Here is an 18,039-nt window from a genome sequence, read left to right on the forward strand (position 1 = left end):
TACACGAAAGCGCATACTAAAGCTTCAATGGCTATTAAATAACCTCTATTTCACAGCTCTCTTACATGAACTGAAAAAATCTAACATTCCTTTTCAAACGAATAATGCAGGTTGATATTATGACGGACCTTTACCCCAAAGGTCTTGACATGTGTTCAGATCTGTGGACAATCTTTATCCACAAATTTATTTCCCCTGTAAAATTAATCAAACTATTTTAGAAGAGAGCGGTAATTCAAAGTATCTATTTGCAAGATAAGTTGAGTAGGCAAAAAGCCTTATTTTCTTAAAATGAATGGTAAAATACCCTGTTTAAACCGCTTGGATGTCTGTATGTTCCGTTCTGACGTAATTCCTTGGCTTTTGGCTATTTATCCTGCAAAAAAATGAAAAGCTTGGAATATTATCTGTAACTTGGATTCTCTTTGGTAGGAGCTGCCATTTCCCTGGAAATAACAAATGCGGGCCTAAAAGTGAACACGATCGTAGAAGTCATACTCCCCCTTCCGGTAAAATCCAATTTTCATTACAAAGTTCCTGAAATCTTACGCGATCAGGCGAGCCCTGGAAAGCGGGTTTTGGTCAGTTTTGGTAAAAGGAAAATCTATACCGGACTCATCAGAAAAGTAGAAGAACTCTCGGCAGAAGAAGAAGGGACAAAGCTCAAATATCTGGAAGAAATACTTGATCCGGAGCCTTCATTCAAAGAAGCTCAATTAGCGCTTTTTGACTGGATTGCCTATTACTATTCCTGCACAGCAGGCGAAGTTTTTAAAGCTGCCCTTCCCCTTGGACTCAAGCCTGAAAGTGCACTTAAAGTTGAAATGGCGCCCGGACTGAACTGGACGGATTTTCAGTTAAATGATAAGGAGTTTCTCCTGATGGAAGCCCTTGACATACAGCCTGTACTCAATTTTAAGGAAGTATCCGAAATCTGGTCTGTTGCCAATCCCAATCCTCGTTTGAAAACCATGGAAGCCCGTGGCCTGATCAAGGTTTTTCAGGAGGTAGAAGATACCTATAAACCCAAATACAAAAGCTATTTGCGTTTGGCGGATGCCTACACAGAAGAACATAAAATGCATGAAGCCCTGGATTCTATAACTCGATCAGAATCTCAGGAAAATCTGCTGATGCGCATTATTGCTGCTTATCACAAAGGAAATCTGGTTCCCAAAACGGATATCCAGAAAGAATTGGAGATCGGTTCTCATGTTGCCACTGCTTTGATAAAGAAAGGCTTTGTGTTGGAAGAAAAGGTGCTGGTCGATAGGCTGGAACTTTATGGATATTCTCCCAAACCTTCTGATATCGTCCTGAATCCGGATCAGAATCGTGCCCTGGGAGAAATCAAAGGCTATCTCGAGGAAACGCCCTTGAAACCCGTACTGCTGCATGGAGTTACCGGAAGTGGGAAAACGCATATTTATATTGAGTTGATCAAAGAAGCCCTGGAAGAGGGGAAACAGGTGCTTTACCTCTTGCCAGAGATTACCCTGACCAAGCAGATTATTGACCGATTGAAAAGTGAGTTTGGAGAAAATGTAGGGGTGTACCATAGCCGCTTCAATGATCATGAACGCGTAGAGATCTGGCAGAAAGTAAGGAAACGGGAATACCAATTGGTGATTGGGGTGAGATCTGCGATTTTTCTGCCTTTTCAGGATTTAGGACTGATAGTAGTGGATGAAGAACATGATACTTCTTTCAAACAATATGAACCGGCCCCCCGATATAATGCCCGGGATGTTTCTGTTTATTATGCCTTTGCGAATAAATGCCCGGTTATTCTGGGCTCGGCAACTCCTGCATTTGAAAGTTATCACAATGCGCTAGAGGGGAAATATCATTTGGTAGAATTGAAAAAACGCGCAGTCGCCCGTTTTATGCCCGAAATCGAAATTGTGGATATGCGGGTGCAAAGAAAAAAGAAACTTACCAATGGAATCTTTTCCTCTGTTTTAGAAAGAATGATTGGGGAAACCCTGGCCAGAGATGAGCAAGTGATCCTCTTTCAGAATCGTCGTGGGTATTCTCCTTATCTGGTCTGTGAAACCTGTGGGCATGTGCCCCAGTGCATCAATTGCGATATCAGCATGACCTTTCATAAGGAACGCAAGCATCTGCGTTGCCACTATTGTGGGCATACTGACCTCAATACCCAAAAATGTGAGAACTGCGGGAACTACACCCTCAAAAGAGCGGGGATCGGTACCGAAAAAATCAAGGAATCCGTGGAGGAGGTGTTTCCCAATCATGTAGTGGAACGCATGGACCTGGATACAACACGGACGAAGACGGGCTATCGCAACCTGATCAATAAATTTGAAAATCGGCAAATCGATATTCTGGTTGGAACACAGATGGTGTCGAAGGGGCTCGATTTTGACAATGTGACCCTGGTGGGAGTGATCCTTGCAGACAATCTATTGACCTTTCCGGACTTTCGGGCATATGAGCATGCCTACCAATTGTTGACACAAGTGAGTGGGCGAGCTGGAAGGAGTACTAAAAAAGGGCATGTGATCGTACAGAGTTTTATGCCAGATAATCTGGTCTTGGGAGCGATAGAAAATGAGTATGAGAAATTTTACAATCAGGAAATCATTGGTCGCCAACAAATGGGCTATCCGCCTTTCTCTCGCATTATACGGATAGAGATTCGCCACAAGGATATGCGATTTGTAGAAAGGGAAAGTTTGAGATTGCACGGATTGCTTAAACCCTTTTTTGGCGTGAATCTTCTTGGTCCTGACTTTGCCCTGGTACCCAGAGTCAGAAATACCTACCGTATGCAGTTCATGATCAAGGTGTCTAAAAAACTGGGGACTAAACAATTGAGAGATATCTTATTCAAGACCATAGATACCTATTACCAAATGGCGCCAGCCAAGAGTCTACGAATCATTGTGGATGTTGATCCAGCTTAACCTTATATACTTTTGAGAAATCCGATAAGCGCCTGGTTGAAGGCTGCAGGATCATCCAGACTGGGAATATGGCCTGTATTGGGAATTAGTTGGTGAGCGTTGGGATAATTATCTCCCATGAGTTCAAGCATATCTTGTATAGCTTTTTTCCCATTTCTGCCTTCTGTCATGAAATCAAATTCTCCCTCAATCAGGAGAATGGGAAGAGTTGATTCCCGAATGGCTTCCGTATAATCGACAGAATCTACCAGAGATTTAAAGTTCTTGAGCATTTTAAAATCACTACCGTAAAAGATTTCGTCCCTGACAAAAGAAATCGTTTGCTCATTAGCAGAAACAAATTTGGCAGCTATATTAGCCAACTGCTTTTGTTTCATCATCCGGGAAGTCAATCCATTTACTTTGGAGTTGATTTTGTTCAGTTCTTTAAGAGAACCATTGCTTACGGGCGCACTAATGCTGGTAAGACTCAGCAGGGTATCAGGATCTTGCTTGAGAATTTCATATCCCAGGATAGCACCTAGTCCATGCCCCACTAAATGAAAACGCTGAACTTCCAGGTTCCAGGTGATCTCAATTACATCCTGAACCAGGGAAGATAAGCTATATGCATCGGCATTGCCTGATTTGGGCTTGTCCGACAAACCATGACCGCGTAAAGAAATAGCTACAACCAGATAATCTTCTGCCAGTGCATCAATGTTGGGTAGGAATACCCGACAATCCATGCCCAAATTGTGAAGCATGACAATAGCATCTCCATCCTGATTACCTTTTATCCGGTATTCATAGTTTACTCCTTGTGATCCCAGGAAGTAATGACTTTTGGCATTGCTCAGTTGTCGTATCAGTGGCTTCATCTATAGCTTTATTTTTCCCACGCTAATATGTCAAAAACTTTTCAGTGGACAAATCCATTTCCTTGAGAAACATATACACCTCTTGCTCAGAAACAGTATATAAGTTTCTGCAAGCCTCTATTTCCATTCCATTTTTAGCCTGATTCTAAGGCTTGCAAATAATAATATGAAAAAATATCAAGGTAACTTTTAGAGTAGGTTTGGCCGCTATGGTAACGAAAAAAGCTAAAAAGAACATATAATAGTAGGAAAGGTGCTTTATCTGCTGCTTTTGCTACTTAAATGATCTTTTTGTTCACTTTTGAGGAATTTTTTAGGTGAAAAAAGCTGATTCTATAGGAATTGCTACAGTGTTTTGATCCCTTTGACCATAGAAAAGGAGTTTTTATAAAAAATAGGAAAATGACCGATGGAGTGTATATACGTCCCTATTATATGGCTGAAAGGCAAATAGTCCAAGGGAGCTTAGGGACACCTTTCTTCATATTTTGAACTATATTGCTGTACCTATCAAAATTAATAATCTATGAAACCCATTGTTCTACTTTTAGTCTGTATGTCCTTTTTTTCTTTCTTTTCCTGTAAATCTTCCTACCAACCTGATGTTTATAAAAAAGAGCAAATTCGCTTTGGCAGCGGGGGAGGTTTTACTGGTGCTGTAACAGAATACTGTCTGTTATCTTCCGGCCATCTTTTTTTGAAAGAACATGGAGATACAACTTTCACCCAAATCAATAAGATCTCGAAAGGCGATGCAAAAGCGCTCTTTACGGAAGCCATTGAAAAGGACATCCCTACTTATAAGATGAAGGAGCCTTACAATATGTACAAATTCATCCACTACATGAATGAAGAAGGAAGCAATGAATTGGTTTGGGGAGTGGACGATACGAGCAAAAACGGCGGTGGAGAAATCGCGGGTTTTCATATGAAGCTGATGCAGCTAATTAATCCTGCAGAATAAACAAGGAAATTTCCTTGTCTAATGATAGTCTGCACTGATTTCAGTCAGACGATTCCCTCCATGTTTATATAACAAACCTACATTTTACCAAACAAGCTCAAGACCTATGAGAAAATTCTATGTCTTATTTCTGTTGAGTGGATTTCTGTTTTTGAATCATCTGCTCACTGCACAAACACATCCTTTTTCAAAAAAAATGAAAAGCCAGCAGGCAGAGGCTCCGATTGTACGTAGCCCTCAACGTCTGAATGGACCCGCTATTCCGGTAAATATCGGTCGGTTTCCTCAACAATCTTATACCTATAAAAGTATTCCAGGTTCTCCGGGATTGAAAGTTGATAGAAGCTGGTTGAACAATCAAAGCAAAACTCAGGTTTTATCCTGGGGGGATCATGGATTGCCGATTCATATATATAGCAAGGTACAGGGAAGCCATGCCAAAGCGATTGCAGCTTCGGATCAGCTCTTGTTTCAACAAAGTATCGCTCACCTAAATAGTATTCAGGCGATTTTAGGTTTGAAGGATCCTTCCCGAGAACTACAATTAAAAGATATAGAAAGAGACAATCTGGGATTTGCTCATATAAAACTATCTCAGGTTTATCAGGGAATACCACTCTATGCCTCAGAAATGAGTCTGCATTATAGCCCCGATAATGAAATCATCATGACCGGGCGTTATCAACCTACTCCAAGCCTAACGGACATACATCCGAACCTGGATGTAGATGCTGCTATTCAGGTAGCGATGAATGAACTTGCCAATGAAGTTCATGTGAGAGAATTGACAGAAGCTGAGCAGGAACTCCTGAACTATGTGGCTCCTCAAACTCAATTGGTGATTTATGAAACTTCAGGATTTCTACGCCAACAAAAGCTTGCCTGGCATTTGGTGATCCGTCCCAATCTCCTACATCGCTGGGAATACATAATAGATGCCAAAACGGGGGAAATCCTCAATGAGTTCGATCATACCTGTACCATTGGCCCGGTTAGCGGATCAGGTCAGGATTTGAATGGTCAGAATCAGACGCTCAGGTTGTATGAATTTGGTACGAATCAATATACCATGATCAACAGCCAAACCTCTATGTATAAATTTCCCAATGATCCCAATCGTCAACCCAATGGAGGAGATGGAGTTATTGTTACACTTGACTGGCAAAACAATCGGGTCAATAACAATAATTTTGTGGAGGTTACTTCTAATAATATAAATAACTGGAGCAACGTAAGTGTATCTGCCCATAATAATGCCGCTGTCGTTTACGAATACTTTGAAAATACTTTTGGCCGTCAGTCTTATGATGGACAGGGAGGAGATTTGATTTCATTTATTAATGTAGCAGATGATGATGGAGGGGGTTTTGACAATGCTTTCTGGAATGGTGCTGCTATGTTTTATGGGAATGGACGTCAGGCCTTTTCTCCTTTGGCGGGCGCACTGGATGTTGCTGCACATGAGATTGCACATGGGGTAGTCCAGGAAACGGCCAACCTGGTTTATCAGGATGAACCCGGAGCTTTGAATGAATCTTTTGCAGATGTATTTGGGGTTTTGGTGGACAGGGATGATTTTGGATTGGGAGAAGATATTATTCCCAATACAAACATCTTCCCAACTGGTCTCCTGAGAGATGTAAGTAATCCTAATAATGGATTCCCCGCGGGCTCAAATCCTTTACAAACTAATGGCTATCAACCCGCCAATGTAAGTGAGCAATTCAGAGGTACGCAGGACAATGGAGGGGTACATATCAATAGTGGTATCCCTAATAAGGCCTTCCACAACTTTGCTACCTCAACCTCCAAAGCAATTGCGGAGCAGGTTTATTACCGGGCTTTGACTCAATACATGACACGTTCGTCCAAATTCATTGACTGTCGTATCGCTGTGATTCAGGCTGCTTCTGATTTACATGGAGCCAATTCTTCTCAGGTAACTGCCGCCAGAGCTGCCTTCGACGCAGTAGGTATAACAGATGGATCAGGGACCAATACCAATCCAACCGTTCCGGTCAATCCCGGTAATGAATCAATCGTCAGTTCTGATGTGAATGCGGGAGACCCCAATACTTTGTACGTATCAACTAGTACGGGTACCGATTTTATGCCTTTAAGCCAATCTACCCACAGAAAGAAAATCTCTGTAACGGATGATGGAAGCACAGGTTATTTTGCAGACAGTACGGGGAGCATCCACCAGATCAGCATGAATCCGAATAGTCCCAGCGACCAGATTTTATTTGCGAATCAGGGATGGCCGGCATTTGATAATGTGGCAGTATCTAAAGATGGGTCGAAATTGGCCATGTTGACAACCTTGGTAGATACGAGTATGTACATCGTTTCTTTTACCCGAAATGAATTCCTGATTTATAAACTCTTCAATCCTACCACTGCACAGGGAGTAAGTACGGGAGATGTTCTTTTTGCTGATGTGATTTCCTGGGATTTAAGTGGAGAAAATGTTCTATATGATGGATTCAATATCATTCGAAGCCCTAATAGCGCCGATATCGAATACTGGGATTTAGGCTTGATCAGGGTTTGGGACAACTCCACTGGAAATTTTGGAGACGGACAGGTATTTAAGCTCTTCTCAGGTTTACAGCCTGGAGAAAGTGTGGGGAATGCAGTTTTCTCTAAAAACTCTCCCAATGTGATAGCCTTCGATTTCTTTAATAATACTACAAATGAAAACCTGGTTATGGCCGCCAACATTGAGACAGGAGCTTTAGGGACTATTTTCCAAAATTCACAACTGGGCTATCCAACCTATTCTGTAAATGATGGACAATTGCTATTTGATACACCTGTTACTTCTCAAGGCCAAACTGTACCCGGTATAGCAGTGATTGACCTGGCAGCTGATAAAATCAATCCTGCAGGTAATGCCGCATCGGCTCTGATAGCTCAGGGACGTTGGGCTGAGTGGTATGCAGACGGACAACGTGATACCAATACAGGATTAGAAGAATATGTGGAGGAATCCAGCTTATCTTTATTCCCCAATCCGACTACAAACTTCCTGAGAGTGGAATATGAGCTGAAGGAAACTGCCGAAGTACAAATTGAGGTATTGGATATGCTTGGGAATAGAGTATCAAGTCAGAATGCAAATACCCGAGGAATAGGTATCAATACGGAAGAGATTTCTGTGGCTGATTTGCCTGCAGGAATTTATCTGCTTCAACTGCAGGTAGAGGACGGGAGCCAAACGCTGAAATTTGTGAAGCAGTAATGAAATGAAGAGCAAGGAAGAAGAAATTTCAAAGCCTAAGCTCTCATTATGGGAAACAGCAGTCTGAGTTAAATGGACTATTTCCTTCTTCCTTGTTTTTACTTCATAAAAAAGGCCCTGATTCCAGGGCCTTTTTTAATGATGGCTTTCTTTGCCGTATTTCTTTAAAGCAGTTTCTACCTCCAAAATGGGTACACGCATCTTTCCATTGCCCAGTTCTTCCTTTTCATACATATCCAGGTTGTAGATATCATATTGCTTCCCATTCAGATCCAGCATGATTACATCAAAGGTAAATGCCTGATCAGTATTTGCTACAAACCAGTGGACATTGTCCCGTTCATCTGATATAGTAGAGCAATCGCCTCTTTTAATGTGTTGATCTGAACTGGGAGAAATGATCATATGATTTTCCTCTTGTCCATGATTGTTATAATTCCTCAGTTGCATTTCTCCCTTTAGAATCAAATGAGCAGAACTCATATTGGCATGTCCGTGAGGAATGATGGCTCTCCCTTTTTTCATCCCAAAGATTTTTTTGGTAAAGGCCGTCCGGCTGGGAAGCCCTTCTAATTTGGGAAACTTGACATAGCGTGTCGCGACTCCAAGGTCGGGATATTCAAAACCCTTGATGAGTTCCTCAAATTTGATAAAACGCAATAATTCCTCCAGTTCAATCTTTTGGTAGAGGGCCTCTATCTTGTTCTGCCATTCTGAGGGACTAATTCCTGCTTTTCTCAGGTCCTTACAATAGCTTTCGAGGTCCAATGCCCAATGCTCGATAATGGGCTTTACCTGATAGCTAAAAGCCTCTGTAAGAAAGAGAGAATCGAATAGTGCATAGCTTGTTACACTTTTTATCAGATGTTGACTGAAGTCTCTCCGTTTCATGATCTATAAATTTAGAGTTTGACGAATTCGAGTTTTTTCGGAGGAAATCGATTTTGGGTAAATCTTGAAACAAGGAGGATCGATACCAGTCCACTCAACATGGCAAGGCTTCGGAAAGGAAATAGGACGGTCCCTTCTTCTACCATAGGATAGGGGATAAGAACGGGAATGCCGAGTATAGGCTCCCCTCCGCCAAAACGTAGAATAGCAGCTACAAAAAAGCCAGCTATAGCACCTGCTTTATTAGCTTTTGGGTCAAAGAGTGCGCAAACAAGAGCTGGGAAAAGCAAGCAGTACACAAAGTCGCTACAGAGGTACCAAAGGGCATATACACTTTCGACTTTTAAAGAAAGGAAAGTAGCAGTTATGCCAATGATGTAAACAAAGCGTTTGATCATTTTGCTCAATTCCTCATCTTTCAAATCGGGTTTGATAAGGGGACGATAAACGTTCCAGGCAGATAAGGAGGAGGCCGAAAGGATAGAAGAATCTATAGAGGACATCACTGCTGCTGCCAGACTTGCGAGGCCAAGTAAAGCGACCCAGGGATGGGTGAGATGTTTAAAAACATAAGGAAGGATATGAGCAGCTGTTTCTGGACCTTCCAATCCCATAGTTCCCCACTCTGTAACCCCGCCAACCATACCAATCATGGCGGCAGGAGTCGCAACGAGTATGCATATTACCCCTGCAGCTATAGATAACCACATGGCAGTCTTTTCATTTTTGGCGGCAAGTACTCGCTGGAAATACACCTGCCAGGGAATTCCGCCCAGCATGAGTAAAAGGGCAAAATCCCACCAGTTCCAAAAATAATCGCCCATGCTTTCATAGTCGGGTAGGAGGGAAGCGGCACTTCCATGCTTTTCTACATAAAGGGGCCATACTTCATTCATGCCTCCAACAGCACTCAGAACAATAGGCAATACCAGAAAAAGTCCCAGGATCAGCAATCCCAATTGTACGATATCTGTATAGGCTACAGATTTTAGTCCACCAATCCCTGTATAAACAATAGCTACCAAAGCGGATATAATAATGGCGCTATCTGTATTGATCCCCAGGATAATCGAAAAGGTCGTTCCCAAAGCAGTAAGGATGGCTGCAATCCAGAATATTTCGCCCATCACAGCTGGAATGAAAAAGAGACCTGTACTCTTGTCTCCAAATCTTTGTTCGAGGGGATCCAGCATAGTTCGGAACTGGTAGCGTCTCATTTTTCTTGCGAAAAACAGACCCCCTATGATAAGGCTTACTGCATATCCCCAGGGAGCCTGAACCCAGAGTAGACCACTGGATGCAGCAACTTCTGCAGTCCCGTTTATGAAACCACCACCAATCCAGGTAGCGGCCATCGTAAAGACCGAAATCCAAAGGGGAAGCTTTCGTCCAGCTAGCAGGAAGTTGTCGGTTTTGTTTTCCTCTGACTTATCTCCTGCCCAAATTCCTATAGCAAAAATGAGGTAATAAAAGAGTACGACTACGATCAATCCAGCCAGGTCCAGTTCAAAAACCCACCTTCCTATGACGATCAATATGGCAGCAATAAGCAAGCTTAAGGCTGCAAAAATTCGGGGCTTTTTGTCTGGCTTAATCAATTTGGATTCCTTTTAGTATTTTGCGCAAATTAATTGTGAAACAGGAGTTTGCCTAAACTATCAGATAAAATCGCCGCCTGGGGCGTCCACATCTTCACCTCGCTTGGACTTTTTACAGGTTTCCTTGCCATCATTGCTATTACTGAAAAGTCATGGCCTCTAGCTTTCTTTTGGCTATTTATCAGCTTTATCATAGATGGAGTTGATGGAAGCCTTGCACGGAAATTTAAGGTAAAAGAGGTACTTCCTTATATGGATGGCAAAAACATCGATTATGTGATTGATTTTGCCAATTATGCCATCATACCTGTCTTTTTCTTCTATGAGGCGCAGATGGTCCCGGAAATATGGATGTACCCTTGTTTGGCTGTTATGCTACTTTCCTCTGCCCTTTATTATGGAAAAGAAGGCATGGTAGCAGATAATGAATACTTCGTAGGATTTCCGGTTTTATGGAATTTGGTTGTTTTCTTCGGCTTCTTTGTTTTTCATAATATCCCTGAACTCAATATTTTCCTGACCTTCTTTTTCGGCATACTTCATTTCATTCCGATCAAATATGCCTACCCCAGCCATTCCAAGAAATACTTCTGGCTACATCTGGTAGCTACTATAGCCTTTTTCTTTCTGGCAGCTGCACTTCTCTACTATTATCCTCAGGAAATATTAGCCCTGGAAATCGCTTTGGTCCTTATTGTAGTTTACTTTGGTGCCGTAGCTGTTTTAGACACCTGGTTCAATAATTAATCGAAGGCATCCAGGTCATCTGAAGTAGGCGTATCATTTTTATTCTCTTCGAAGATGACGGCCTTACAATTGAAATTCAGATCACCCATGTTTTCAGGTCGCGCAAAATTGTCCGTTGGCAAGCCAATTCGGGCATCTGCATAAACCTGTTTCATATAGAGGGCAAAGATGGGAAGAGACATATTGGCTCCCTGGCCATATTTGATGGATCGGAAATGGATTCTTCGGTCAGAAGCGCCTACCCAAACACCTGTTACCAGATTAGGAGTTACACCCATGAACCAACCGTCAGACTGATTCTGAGTAGTACCGGTTTTCCCTCCGATCTCATTGGTAAATTTGTATTTGAAACGAAGTCTTTGACCCGTACCGCTATTGACAACCCCTTTCAGGAGTTCGAGAATCTTATAGGCATCTTCTGCATTCATGGTTTCAACCGGCTTCTGCGAAAATTCGGCCAGAACTTTGCCAGATTTATCTTCGATGCGGGTAATCAGAATGGGCTCATTTCTCACTCCGTAATTGGCGAAAGTAGAATAGGCTGAAGTCAGCTCCATTACGCTGAGGTCTGTAGTACCCAAAGCCAGAGAGTGAACCTCATCCAGTTTTGATTTGATTCCCATTCTGCGGGCGAAATCAGCTACAGCTGCAGGAGAAACTTCTGAAATCAGGCGAGCAGTTACTACATTGAGAGAGTTTGCCAAGGCATGTTTCAGGGTAACTTTCCCGCCAACTTCTCCTCCAGAGTTTTTTGGCTCCCAATAGCCCCCTTCAGGTAGGGGGATGGCCACGGGTTGGTTGAGGACTCTATCACAAGGACTAAATCCTGACTCAATGGCTTTTCCATATACAAAAGGTTTGAAGGTAGAACCCACCTGCCTTTTGCCTTCGGCTACGTGATCGTATTTGAAATGCTTGTAATCTATTCCTCCTACCCAGGCTTTCACATGGCCATTGCTGGGATCAATAGATACCATGCCTGTTTCCAGATAGCGAGCGTAATGACGAAGTGAATCCAGGGGACTCATCGTTGTGTCAATTTCTCCATCCCAGCTAAAAATTGTCATGGGCACTTTCACCCGAAATTCTTTATCTATTTCTGCATCTGATTTTTTAGCTCGTTTGGCAGCGATATATCGGTAAGACTGGCGTTTCAGGGCAATCAGAATTGAGGGATCCTCACTGAGTATCTTTTTCCCTTTTCTCTCCACCCGGTCAAAGTCCTTCTGAAGGCTTTTCATATGCGCCCTGACTGCTTCTTCTGCATGCGCCTGCATACGGCTGTCAAGGGTGGTATGAACCCTTAAACCATCCGTGTAGAGGTTGTATCCATTTTCTTTACACCAGGCATTAAGTTGCTTTCTTACTCTTTCACGGAAATAAGGAGCCAGTCCTTTCACATGGCTATATTCCTGAGATGTCAGAGAAGCATTGAGCGGAATCGCTTTGATGCTATCAACATTGACCTTCTCTGCATTGAGGACTCCATAGCGCACCATCTGTTCGATGATGGTATTTCGGCGATCCTTGGTTCTCTCCGGATGTCGAAAAGGATTGTAAACCCCCTGACCTTTTAGCATACCTACAATGAGGGCCGCTTCTTCTACAGTCAAGTCTTTTGCGCTTTTATCAAAAAGGCGATTAGCTGTTGTTTCTATACCGAAAGAAGTACCATAGATATTGACCGTATTGAGGTAGGCCTCCATGATCTCCTGTTTGGTGAATTTTCGTTCTATATATGCAGAAACCAGGTATTCTTTTACCTTACGGATGATAGTAGGTTCTTTTCCGACTTCATCATATAGGTTACGGGAAAGCTGCATGGTGATGGTACTTCCCCCACGTATTTCATCCCCTGTAATCAAACTCCAGAGTATAGAGAAAAAGGATTTGGGGTCTATACCTGAGTGTCCGTAAAAGCGAACATCTTCTGTAGATACCAGGGCATTGATAACATGCTCTGACATTTGGTTCAGTTTTACATTTACCCGATTTTCCCTCGAATAATATTTCATCAAAACTTCCCCATCTGCTGAAATCAACTGAGTCGAAAGATCCGAATCAGGATTTTCGATCAGGGTCATCGGAGGAAGATCTGTACTGATGTATAAAGTAAAGGCAAGACCACAGAGAACCAGCAGGCCAATAAATCCAAAAAACAGTTTCCGGGGAAGCTTAAAAGCCGGATCCAGTATTTTGAAACTTTTGGAAGTAGGAGCTTGACTCTCTTCTTTGGTAAATGGCATAAATTTTTCTTTTGCAGGGACCTCTTCTATTCTGTTATTATCCTCAAGTATCGGTCCACTCATTTGTTTCGCCGGGACTTCTCTTTCACGAGTATTATCCTCAATAATAGGGCCTTTCATCTCAGCGACTTCTTCCACTTTCGGAGTGGCTTCCTCACTTAAGGTGACTTCTTCAACAACTGGTGGAGTCTCTTCTGTCTTGGATTTTTCCTCAGCAAATTTCTGGAGCTCCTGGTCAATTATGTCCTCGAGATCAAAGGAGTCTTTATTTGGGTCTTGCATAATTCTTCTTTAAAACAGCTTCCAGCCGTTAAATTACATTATTTTGGCTCAAAATGCATTCCATTTTGACGTATGCAAAAAAAGAAAAAGGGGATGGGTTTTTAGCTCATCCTATTATTCGCAGGATTTGCTTGAGAGTTTGGCTTTATACAGCTTTTATTTGCCTTTTCGTCCCAAATTTTCCTTTTCGCTATTTTTTGAGCTTAAAATGAGCCCATAGCTCCCGGTTTTCTCAAATCTGAAATCAAAAATGGGGCATTTTTCTTCCCTCCTCTTAATTATTTACGAAACTATATTTCTTAATATTTTATCTATCCCCTTCATTATCAGTGATTTCTTGTTACCATTTGCCGAAATATCTGTATCGCCAACTTTTACAGAATATTTTTCAGAATGAGAGAAAAGATTAAATTAGCGACTGCGTGAAATACGAAGGGTCCCGGATGTTTCGTTTTTTCATACATTAGCGTCAATTAAATTTTTGCTCCAACCAATATGATTATGAAATTGATAAACAAAATTGCTCTGCAGGTATTGACCTTCGCTTTGCTTTTGAGTTCTGGCCAACTTATCGCACAGGACAATGCGGATGATCGCAAAGTGCTGGAAGATATGTTGTACGAATTTGCAGAAGCATATGGTAGCCTTCCCCAAACAAAAAATGTAGAAAGTGTATTACAGTTTTTCAGCAAAGACGCCACTTCCAACATATTTGTATTTAATATCTCCGGTAAGTCTCGAGTTCAAAACTATAAGACTACGGTAGGATTTGAAGCTTATATGAATAAGATCATCGCCTCTGAAGGCATCACATTCAAATATGATGTTACAGATGTTGTTGATGTGACTGTAGGAAATGGGATTGCAAGTGTAGTTTACAAAGTAGACTATGAAATCAAAGAAACTGACGGACTTTGGGTGAAAGGGAAAGAGACAGTTACTCTTGCACTTGAGAAGAAAAAAGGAGACTGGCTCATCGAACACTATACTTTCGTCCAAATGGAGGACGAGAAACTAAAAGGAACCTGTCTGGTTGAGATGTATGTAGGCGATACAAATGCCGAATCCATTGTTACCCGCACCGTTGTTCCTAATGGTCGTTCTTACGAATCCAAATTTGACAACTTTGAATTCCGCTCTATAGAAGGAGATTGGGTAATCAAAGTTCAGGACAATCTTTACAAGCGTCTGAAAACCGGACCTCTCTATCAGATTTCTGAGGACGGTGAAGAAGAAATTGGAGCACCTACAAGTAAAAAGGCTACGATCATGATGATCATCGAAGACTCGCTTTATGAGGACAGCTGCGCCAGACTAAAAGTAAAATAGAGATTCTATCTAAAGAAATTTAAAAGAGCCGCATAAGAATATGCGGCTCTTTTTTTTTATGATATTTTACCAAAACTAGTGTCATTGTGAGCCTGTAATACAGGTGAAACAATCTCCTTGACTTCGATAAATTATTTGGAAAGAAGGGGATTGCTTCGGTCCCCTCGCAATGACAGGATTGTTGAAAACGCTAAGAAAAAACGTGTTGGCGTATTGGTGTATTTGAGTTGCAGATAAGCTTGTTCCCCCCAACAAGAACACAGGCGCTCAAGAACACCAGAACACTCCCTTTCTCCCTTCTCCAATCCTTGTTCCTTGTTCTTACTTCTAAATACTCCCCGCCATTTCCTTCATCTGTCTGTCCACATGAGCCAGACCCTGAGCCAAACTATGGGGCTTGTAATCCAAATCCAGTTGGGCTTTGGTAATAATGAAACCTGTTACAGGAGGACGCTTGGCGGCCTGATTTAGAGAGAGACTATCCGTTTCCGCAATCAGGGATTTATCCAGTTTCCAAAAGTCAGCTACTTTGTAAGCAATGTCAATAATAGACATCATCTCTGCTCCTGAAATATGGTATATGCCACTAGCTTCTTTCATTACAGCAGCTACGGAAGCTACAGCCAGGTCTTCAACCAGGGTAGGGCAGCGAAACTGATCCGAAACGACCTTGATGTTTTTTCCTTTCTCCAATGAATCTTTGACCCATAACACAATATTGCTGCGAGACATGGCAGGCGTTATTCCATAAAGCAGCTGGGTTCTCAATATCGCATGATCACATCCGCTGGCTTCGACCACCTGCTCCGCCCTTAGCTTTGAATTCCCATAATAACTCAAAGGAGCTGGACTATCTGATTCTTTATAAGGACCTGAACTTCCGTCAAACACAAAATCTGTTGAGATATGGATCAGGCGAGCTCCCAGCTCTTTGCAAAGCTTGGCCAGATTGTCTACCGCATCTACATTGATATTGTCGCACATTTCATGTTCTGTTTCACATAGGTCCACCTGTGTGACAGCGGCTGTATGTATGACATGTGTGGGTTTGAATTCCTCAAAGGCTTTGGCTACTCTTGCATGATCACAGATATCAAGTTCTTTGTACTGATATCCTTCTCGGACAGGATGTCGGTTTACGCCTCGGGAAGTAGCAAGTAAGGAAGTGTTGACACGATCCTGGAGGATATGAATAATCTTTTGACCAAGAAGGCCATTACTTCCTGTGAGCAGAATTCTTTTTTGCATGGGTAGTTCCGTGTGTAAAAGAGAGAATCAAATTCCCAATTGGTAGAGATCACCATTTCGCACACTGCAATAGATCAAGCGTGCATCGGGAAATTCTTTTATAGCTTCAACAAAAGCCGAATTGGCTTTTTCTTCATCTTCATAGAATCGGTAAGTAACCGCATATTTATCCGTGCCATCTCCTCTGCGAATCTTCAAATGGTGAGGCACATCTTCACCAGCTCCCAAATGACTGCGAACCCTCATTTGAGCCATTTGTTTGTTCTCTGCCCATTCAATGACAACCACATAGATGTTTTCTGGTTTTTCTGTAATCTCAGAGGGACTTTCGAGAATACGAGCCAAAGCTTTTTTGTATTTGGAATCCTGATCACTGGCTACAAATTCCTTCGCTGTTTCCAACTCTGCCAGATAGGGATAAGGGTCAGTACTGGTACCATGCACCATCGCTACGCCCACTTGTCGAGTTCCGGGATTTGAGACAAAATGTACATCCGTAAAGGATTCTAAGGCAGACTGGAAATCTTCATCTATGCGCTTTTTATAAGCTTCATTATTCCCCTCCATGATGATTTCTCCATACAAAACCATGTCGCGAAAGGGTTTCATATTCTGGAAAGGATATTCACCATTTCTGGATTCGGTCCGGGCATTCATGAATTTCACATAAGCCTGAAATTCCTTTGAGCCCAGTTCTGCAATTTTATCTTCAAGGAAAGGTGCAGAACCTATGGAGGTAAACATGCCCTCTGCCGCTGTCATTGTCATGCCCAAGCGGTTCAATTCTTCCTGGAATTCTCCCCAATTTTTATCCAGACTCTCTGGATCCATATTTTCAAATAAGGGAGTGATAAAAGTGATCAGAGAAGAATCTCTTTGCTCCATCAAAGCTAAAATCTCTGCTTCAGAGCTTATGTTTTTCGATAAAACTTTTTCAGCATAAGCCTTCAATTCAGGCAATAGCTGATCAGGATCGTCTTTTACCAATCCATAAAGAAGAGGAAATTCTTCCTCAAATGATCCGTTGGCAACACGCGCATTTGCCATGTCAAGGCCTCGGCTTTGTTGAGCAGAGTTTTCTCCTGCATCACTTAAGCTTCCGGCTATGCCTTCCTGCTCTGTGCCGGCAAATCCTGAGTCACTTCTTTCTGTAGAAGCGTTTTTTCCGGATTCTGTGCCTTCACAGGAAAAAAACATAAATCCTGCAAGGATAAGTACAAGAAATTGTGGGGGAAACTTGGAGGACTTGGTGAAAAAAATCATGGGATTGTGTTAAACCTCTAAACAAATATACGCCTTTGGGAGTGATAAAGTATGATTATCCTGTAAAAGAATATGTCTGGTGATGATATTGACCCCTCTGGCATACATTTGGCTGCGTTAGATTAAACGGAAAAGAAAAGGAATGTTTCAAATAACATTCGTAAATTTTCATTCAGGGTATTAATTCTAAATCTGTTTGGGCTAAACGAATCTAATTATGTATTTTTCACGTTAGAGTGAGTAAGTCTCCCAAATTAGCACATCACAAATCTAAACCGGAGCCCGCAAGGGCTAAATATTGACTCAGATTTATAACAATCTTATGAAGTTTAAATTTCTTGGTTTTAGTTCCATCTTAGCGGCACTATTAGTTTTTAGTTCTTACACTATTTATGAAGGTGGCGAGGAAAAATCGAAAGCTCTCTTAAAAACTATCA

Annotated in this window: 11 protein-coding genes; 5 read left to right on the plus strand and 6 right to left on the minus strand. The window is 42.0% G+C overall.

Annotation, left to right across the window (positions count from 1 at the left end; genetic code table 11):
* The first annotated feature begins 473 nt into the window (after window positions 1-473).
* The gene (priA, locus tag R8P61_05235; GenBank protein ID MDW3646438.1) at window positions 474-2,930 is read left to right on the plus strand and encodes a primosomal protein N'; all 2,457 of its coding nucleotides are present in this window, start codon (window positions 474-476) and stop codon (window positions 2,928-2,930) included.
* A 2-nt stretch (window positions 2,931-2,932) separates the two neighbouring features.
* On the opposite strand, the gene R8P61_05240 is transcribed toward priA, so the two are convergent.
* Complete coding sequence (locus R8P61_05240) at window positions 2,933-3,790, minus strand: alpha/beta hydrolase (protein MDW3646439.1); 858 nt, start codon at window positions 3,788-3,790, stop codon at window positions 2,933-2,935.
* Window positions 3,791-4,316: 526 nt separating this feature from the next.
* On the opposite strand from R8P61_05240, the gene R8P61_05245 reads away from it, so the two are divergent.
* Window positions 4,317-4,754: a hypothetical protein gene (locus R8P61_05245; GenBank protein MDW3646440.1), complete on the plus strand. Its 438-nt coding sequence runs from the start codon at window positions 4,317-4,319 to the stop codon at window positions 4,752-4,754.
* A gap of 196 nt (window positions 4,755-4,950) precedes the next feature.
* Window positions 4,951-7,998 (plus strand): M4 family metallopeptidase, encoded by a 3,048-nt coding sequence (locus tag R8P61_05250; GenBank protein ID MDW3646441.1) that lies wholly within the window; start codon window positions 4,951-4,953, stop codon window positions 7,996-7,998.
* A 135-nt stretch (window positions 7,999-8,133) separates the two neighbouring features.
* Here the strand turns inward: R8P61_05250 and R8P61_05255 are convergent, their stop codons facing one another.
* Window positions 8,134-8,889, minus strand: a complete 756-nt coding sequence (locus R8P61_05255; protein MDW3646442.1) for a hypothetical protein — start codon at window positions 8,887-8,889, stop codon at window positions 8,134-8,136.
* An 11-nt stretch (window positions 8,890-8,900) separates the two neighbouring features.
* The gene (locus R8P61_05260; GenBank protein MDW3646443.1) at window positions 8,901-10,487 is read right to left on the minus strand and encodes a sodium:solute symporter family protein; all 1,587 of its coding nucleotides are present in this window, start codon (window positions 10,485-10,487) and stop codon (window positions 8,901-8,903) included.
* 48 nt (window positions 10,488-10,535) lie between these two features.
* On the opposite strand from R8P61_05260, the gene R8P61_05265 reads away from it, so the two are divergent.
* On the plus strand, window positions 10,536-11,234 hold the full coding sequence (locus tag R8P61_05265; protein MDW3646444.1) for a CDP-alcohol phosphatidyltransferase family protein: 699 nt from the start codon (window positions 10,536-10,538) through the stop codon (window positions 11,232-11,234).
* On the opposite strand, the gene R8P61_05270 is transcribed toward R8P61_05265, so the two are convergent.
* Window positions 11,231-13,762, minus strand: coding sequence for a PBP1A family penicillin-binding protein (locus R8P61_05270; GenBank protein MDW3646445.1), 2,532 nt, complete (start codon window positions 13,760-13,762; stop codon window positions 11,231-11,233). The two genes, R8P61_05265 and R8P61_05270, sit on opposite strands and share 4 nt — an antisense overlap.
* A 501-nt stretch (window positions 13,763-14,263) precedes the next feature.
* Between R8P61_05270 and R8P61_05275 the strand changes: the two genes are divergently transcribed.
* Window positions 14,264-15,091: a nuclear transport factor 2 family protein gene (locus tag R8P61_05275; protein ID MDW3646446.1), complete on the plus strand. Its 828-nt coding sequence runs from the start codon at window positions 14,264-14,266 to the stop codon at window positions 15,089-15,091.
* A gap of 327 nt (window positions 15,092-15,418) precedes the next feature.
* Here the strand turns inward: R8P61_05275 and R8P61_05280 are convergent, their stop codons facing one another.
* Window positions 15,419-16,339: an SDR family oxidoreductase gene (locus R8P61_05280; GenBank protein ID MDW3646447.1), complete on the minus strand. Its 921-nt coding sequence runs from the start codon at window positions 16,337-16,339 to the stop codon at window positions 15,419-15,421.
* Between the two features lie 27 nt (window positions 16,340-16,366).
* The gene (locus R8P61_05285) at window positions 16,367-17,602 is read right to left on the minus strand and encodes a hypothetical protein (protein ID MDW3646448.1); all 1,236 of its coding nucleotides are present in this window, start codon (window positions 17,600-17,602) and stop codon (window positions 16,367-16,369) included.
* Between the last annotated feature and the right edge of the window lie 437 nt (window positions 17,603-18,039).

It is taken from the genome of Bacteroidia bacterium (assembly GCA_033391075.1).
Classification (GTDB): domain Bacteria; phylum Bacteroidota; class Bacteroidia; order J057; family J057; genus JAWPMV01.

Excerpts from the sequence above, each read along its gene's own strand:
- R8P61_05240 (MDW3646439.1), bottom strand. The coding sequence starts at position 3,790 with ATGAAGCCACTGATACGACAACTGAGCAATGCCAAAAGTCATTACTTC.
- R8P61_05245 (MDW3646440.1), top strand. The coding sequence starts at position 4,317 with ATGAAACCCATTGTTCTACTTTTAGTCTGTATGTCCTTTTTTTCTTTC.
- R8P61_05250 (MDW3646441.1), top strand. The coding sequence starts at position 4,951 with ATGAAAAGCCAGCAGGCAGAGGCTCCGATTGTACGTAGCCCTCAACGT.
- R8P61_05255 (MDW3646442.1), bottom strand. The coding sequence starts at position 8,889 with ATGAAACGGAGAGACTTCAGTCAACATCTGATAAAAAGTGTAACAAGC.
- R8P61_05270 (MDW3646445.1), bottom strand. The coding sequence starts at position 13,762 with ATGCAAGACCCAAATAAAGACTCCTTTGATCTCGAGGACATAATTGAC.
- R8P61_05275 (MDW3646446.1), top strand. The coding sequence starts at position 14,264 with ATGAAATTGATAAACAAAATTGCTCTGCAGGTATTGACCTTCGCTTTG.
- R8P61_05280 (MDW3646447.1), bottom strand. The coding sequence starts at position 16,339 with ATGCAAAAAAGAATTCTGCTCACAGGAAGTAATGGCCTTCTTGGTCAA.
- R8P61_05285 (MDW3646448.1), bottom strand. The coding sequence starts at position 17,602 with ATGATTTTTTTCACCAAGTCCTCCAAGTTTCCCCCACAATTTCTTGTA.